At 43.8% G+C, this 1709-nt stretch carries 1 protein-coding gene; it reads left to right on the forward strand.

The genetic code is table 11. The features are described from left to right. Positions 1-149: 149 nt before the first annotated feature. Positions 150-1439, forward strand: coding sequence for an IS30 family transposase (locus tag H6A32_RS15680; RefSeq protein WP_087168570.1), 1290 nt, complete (start codon positions 150-152; stop codon positions 1437-1439). The last annotated feature ends 270 nt before the right edge of the window (positions 1440-1709 follow it).

Raw genomic sequence — 1709 nt, forward strand, 5'->3', positions numbered from 1 at the left:
GGTTAATTGAAAAATTAATTGCAACATAGGTTGTTGCAGTTAGAATTACAAGGCATATGGGCCATGGAGTTGCAGTTGTAACTTCATGGTTTCTTTTTGCCTTTTTTCCAGTATACTATCCTTGTCCTGTCTTCGGATTGGAGGTAACCATGAGTAATAAACACCTTACATATGATGACAGGCTTACTATCCAGGCAGGTCTGCAGCAGGGATTGAAGATCGCACAGATCGCCAAAAACATTGGAAAGGATCGGTCTACTGTTGGCAGAGAGATCAAAGCACACAGGAGACTGGTCTCCACTTCCAAAGGTAACAACTGTGCCCATCATCGTACCTGTACCAGAATCCCGAACTGTCGTTCAGGCTGCTTTCGTGGAAAGAAACAGTGCCAGACAGCATGTGGACGATGCCAGGAAGGATGCCCTGATTATCAGGAAGAATTCTGTACAGACTATGAAAAGTCACCGTTTGTATGTAATGCCTGTGACCACCGGCTTCGCTGCCGTCTGCGCAGGATGCTCTATGATGCCAAGTATGCTCAGCAGCAGTATGAACAGATGCTCTCGGAGTCCCGGAAAGGAATCTCCCTCACAGAGCAGGAATTAAATCGGATCAATGATACGATTACACCGCTGCTAAAAAAAGGACAGTCACTTCCTGTTATCTGTGAACATTACAGAGATGAGCTGCCAGTATCGGACCGGACAATCTATTCCTATATTGACGCAGGTCTTCTGGATGCCAGAAATATAGACCTGAGAAGGAAACTACGCAGGCCGGAACGTAAAAAGAGCGGTCCGGTTCTCAGGGTAGATCGAAAATGCCATATCGGACGCAGCTATGAAGAATGCGAAGAATATATGCGCCAGAATCCAGATGCCATAGTCAGCCAGATGGACAGTGTGGTTATACACAAAGGCGGCCAGACACTGCTGACAATCTTGTTTACCAACTGTGACGTACAGCTCATGTTCCTAAGAGAGCGCAACACAGCGGGATCAGTAACAGAAATATTCTGCCGGCTGAGGGAAGCACTTGGAGATGAGAAGTTCCGAATGCTTTTTCAGGTTATTATTACCGATCGGGGAAGCGAATTCAGCGATCCTGAAAAAATCGAAGCAGATATGGAGACCGGAGAGATCCAGTGCCGCGTATTCTATTGTGACCCGATGAATACAAATCAGAAGAGCAACTGTGAACGGAACCATGAATTGATCCGTTATATCATACCTAAAAATCATGCAAAGGATGAATATACGGAAGAAGAGATCAGGGAAATGATGAACCACATCAATTCCTATCCGCGAAAAAAGTGGAACGGACAGGCTCCTATAGATCTTTTTATCAAGATCTACGGCCAGGAGACTGCGAACCTCCTGGGCCTTGAAAAGATCCCATCCGATTCCATAACCCTTACACCGGCTTTGTTTAAGAAGTAAACCGGAATTTTAGAGAAGACAGGACACGGTAAAAAAGGTAACACAAACAGGGTGCATTTACAACTTCTGCGAAAAGTAAAAAATGCAGTCTGTGTTTTGTCATGTCTTCCTTTAAGAAATTTTACAAGGAAAATCGAAAAAAGGCAATCCAAAGCCAGAAAAACAGCTTAAAACTGTTGCAATTACTCATGATATTATGCAGTTACAACTTCATAAAGTTTTCAATGTGCAGTTACAACTTCAATGTTGCAGTAAGGATTTCAATTAACC

Origin of the sequence: Drancourtella massiliensis (assembly GCF_016900655.1) — a bacterium.
Lineage (GTDB): Bacteria > Bacillota > Clostridia > Lachnospirales > Lachnospiraceae > Sellimonas > Sellimonas catena.

Coding starts and splice junctions, on each gene's coding strand:
- H6A32_RS15680 (WP_087168570.1), top strand. CDS start 150: ATGAGTAATAAACACCTTACATATGATGACAGGCTTACTATCCAGGCA.